At 48.2% G+C, this 3271-nt stretch carries 4 protein-coding genes; 1 reads left to right on the forward strand and 3 read right to left on the reverse strand.

The features are described 5' to 3' along the window. Positions 1–311, forward strand: a 311-nt coding sequence (locus tag PR675_RS20480; protein ID WP_272582964.1) for a transposase, incomplete at its 5' end; no start/stop codon positions are given. A 179-nt stretch (positions 312–490) separates the two neighbouring features. Here PR675_RS20480 and PR675_RS20485 read toward each other — a convergent pair. The 3 genes from PR675_RS20485 to dfrA32 all read right to left on the reverse strand — a co-directional run bounded on the left by PR675_RS20485 (position 491) and on the right by dfrA32 (position 3253). Then, positions 491–1282: an ANT(3'')-Ia family aminoglycoside nucleotidyltransferase AadA2 gene (locus PR675_RS20485; protein WP_001261740.1), complete on the reverse strand. Its 792-nt coding sequence runs from the start codon at positions 1280–1282 to the stop codon at positions 491–493. Positions 1283–1366: 84 nt separating this feature from the next. Then, complete coding sequence (gene ere(A) / locus PR675_RS20490) at positions 1367–2587, reverse strand: EreA family erythromycin esterase (RefSeq protein WP_032084014.1); 1221 nt, start codon at positions 2585–2587, stop codon at positions 1367–1369. Positions 2588–2779: 192 nt separating this feature from the next. Next, on the reverse strand, positions 2780–3253 hold the full coding sequence (gene dfrA32, locus PR675_RS20495; protein WP_032084013.1) for a trimethoprim-resistant dihydrofolate reductase DfrA32: 474 nt from the start codon (positions 3251–3253) through the stop codon (positions 2780–2782). Positions 3254–3271: the final 18 nt, after the last annotated feature.

Below are 3271 nucleotides of genomic sequence, written 5' to 3' on the forward strand. Positions count from 1 at the left end.
AAAAGGAAGTCTGGAGCGATCTGGTCAGGGCAGTGGGAAACTGGCGCGAAGAGACCATGACCTACTTCGAGACGGACATGCCCGTCACCAACGCTTACACGGAGTCCATCAACCGACTGGCCAAGGACAAGAACCGTGAAGGGCGCGGTTACTCCTTCGAGGTGATGCGGGCACGAATGCTCTACACCACGAAGCACAAGAAGAAGGCACCGACTGCGAAGGTCTCTCCTTTCTACAAGAAAACCATCGGTTACGGACTGCCGGACTTCGCAGAGGAACTCAACTACGGAGTGGATCTATCAACCATCTGAGGGTGGTATCAGATTGATGGGGTGAAGGTGCCCCATCAACCATTAAATCCGTATACCCAAAATAATAAAAGCAGACTTGACCTGATAGTTTGGCTGTGAGCAATTATGTGCTTAGTGCATCTAACGCCGGAGTTAAGCCGCCGCGCGTAGCGCGGTCGGCTTGAACGAATTGTTAGACATCATTTACCAACTGACTTGATGATCTCGCCTTTCACAAAGCGAATAAATTCTTCCAAGTGATCTGCGCGTGAGGCCAAGTGATCTTCTTTTTGTCCCAGATAAGCTTGCTTAGCTTCAAGTAAGACGGGCTGATACTGGGCAGGTAGGCGTTTTATTGCCCAGTCGGCAGCGACATCCTTCGGCGCGATTTTGCCGGTTATTGCGCTGTACCAAATGCGGGACAACGTAAGCACTACATTTCGCTCATCGCCGGCCCAGTCGGGCTGCGAGTTCCATAGCTTCAAGGTTTCCCTCAGCGCCTCGAATAGATCCTGTTCAGGAACCGGGTCAAAGAATTCCTCCGCTGCCGGACCTACCAAGGCAACGCTATGTTCTCTTGCTTTTGTAAGCAGGATAGCTAGATCAATGTCGATCATGGCTGGCTCGAAGATACCCGCAAGAATGTCATTGCGCTGCCATTCTCCAAATTGCAGCTCGCGCTTAGCCGGATAACGCCACGGGATGATGTCGTCATGCACGACAAGGGTGACTTCTATAGCGCGGAGCGTCTCGCTCTCGCCAGGGAAAGCCGAAGCCTCCATAAGGTCATTGAGCAATGCTCGCCGCGTCGTTTCATCAAGCTTTACGGCCACAGTAACCAACAAATCAATATCGCTGTATGGCTTCAGGCCGCCATCCACTGCGGAGCCGTACAAATGCACGGCCAGCAACGTTGATTCCAGATGGCGCTCAATGACGCTTAGCACCTCTGATAGTTGGTTCGAAATTTCGATGGTCACCGCTACCCTCATGATGTCTAACGCGCTGATCACCGGCGGTTGAAAACCGTCCGGTGGATTCGCAGGTTATGCTCCCTCATTTTCATTTCCGGTTTCCTATAGGGCAACTAGGCTGTCCTTGCCGGCGCTTGGAACACAGACGATGGCATCAAATGCCTCGCTCAATTTCGTTTTTACAGAGGCGCTTTGAGACCGCATTCGCTTTGCTTCCATGGGGGCATCTGTCAATGTCAGACATGAATTCTCCGTACCACAGGCGTCGATGACATACTGTTCCATACTATCCTCACGGATTGCATCGGCAGGCGTGGTCACAACAGAGAATCCAAGAGGACTGTCGGGCGATGGGAAATGCATTTCCGGCACGGTGGGTCCAAGATGGGTGAATGCAATCGCACGGTAATTCACCCTCTCTGCGAGGTGCTGCCCCATGGGAACAGCCGTAAGCTCGCCTGAAAAGGAGACTGGGGTTTTTTGTAAATGATTGTTGTGCGCCAGCAGAATTATCTTCACATCCGGATTCGCTCGAACCATTCCATCTACTACGCCCGCCATATACGAGTCACGTACGGAAGTATCTCCCTCAAGAGAGGTACCATCGAAGAAAGTTTTCATTATACGCAAGGTTTCCAACGTATACTCTATCGATTCTATTCGATCAGAGGCTTTTCGGAACAAATCGCTGTTGACGTGTTTTTTCAGTACAGGGGCAAGCGACGCCAAGCGGAGCTTCAATCTGGTTACCCCTGAGATAGCTTTCTCCTGCCGAGCCGTTTCTAGCTCCCCCCATTTTGCCGATGAAATAACCGCCGACTGGCCATCAATGGACGCCAACAAGTGAGTCAGCATATCAACGTGCGGTTTCATGAGGTGATCGATGAGCTGGATAATTTCGGCCAATTGCGCTAGGTCGTCCCTTGGGTTCAGGGTGTTGGGTAAGTCGATTCCGACTAACTGCAGTTTTCTTCCTGATTCGCGGAGATATGATTTCAGCCAGATCAGCACTGAGCCATACACAGAAAAGGTCAGGGTATCCGAAAATCGCTCAAGTTCATGAGCACCGGCTGTTGAGTTGAGCCATTCAGATAACCGGGATGCCTGAATCGCCCCACATTCCAAACCAATCGCATTAAAATCATGCCTTTCGACCAAATAGCGGATAAGACTTGCTCTAGCCAGTGAAAACTCCGCGACAAAATGAGCGCCCTCGCCAATGCCGACAATTCGGGCGCCCTCAATTACGGAAGTAAGAATCTCAAACTCATTGAAGTCCAGATTTTGAGGCTGTAAAAGTGTTCTGGTCGTTCTCCACGTCATTATTTTACCTTTGCGTTTATTACTTTAATCGCCATACGTTCGCTTCGCCAACAACCCGGGTCACAGCATAACGCCGAGTTCAGCGGCAGTTTTTAAGTTGTGGTTTTATGGAATATTTTTGCGCAGCAAAACCATAAAACCACAACTTAAAAACTGTCCAAGGAGCGGAGCGACTGGTGCTGCAACGACTTGTTAGCCTTTTTTCCAAATTTGATATGTATAATTTATATTAGACACAAAAAACTGTTCAAAAACCAAGTTGAAACCTTCAGGTAATATAGGGAATTTAATATCACCTTCAACCTCAACATGAATAGTAGATAGATGAATTATATCTGCTTTTTCAATAAGGCTTTCATAGATTTGCCCCCCACCCGAAATATATACATGATCTGTAATTTTAGATAGTTCTTGCAAAGCATTTTCTATTGAAGGAAAAACCAAGACGTTTTCATTTGACCCTGAAATTCCATTCTTTGACACTACTGCATATTTGCGATTTGGAAGAACTCCCATAGAGTCAAATGTTTTCCTTCCAACAAGAAGCCACTGATTGTATGTGAGCGCCTTAAAGATTAGCTGCTCACCTTTTGCTGACCACGGAATATCAGGACCACTACCGATTACGCCATTTTCTGACACTGCAGAAATCAATGAAATTTTCAATTTAACTCCCGATATGGC

It is taken from the genome of Providencia sp. PROV261, assembly GCF_028477945.1.
In the GTDB taxonomy this organism is placed as follows: Bacteria; Pseudomonadota; Gammaproteobacteria; order Enterobacterales; family Enterobacteriaceae; genus Providencia; species Providencia stuartii.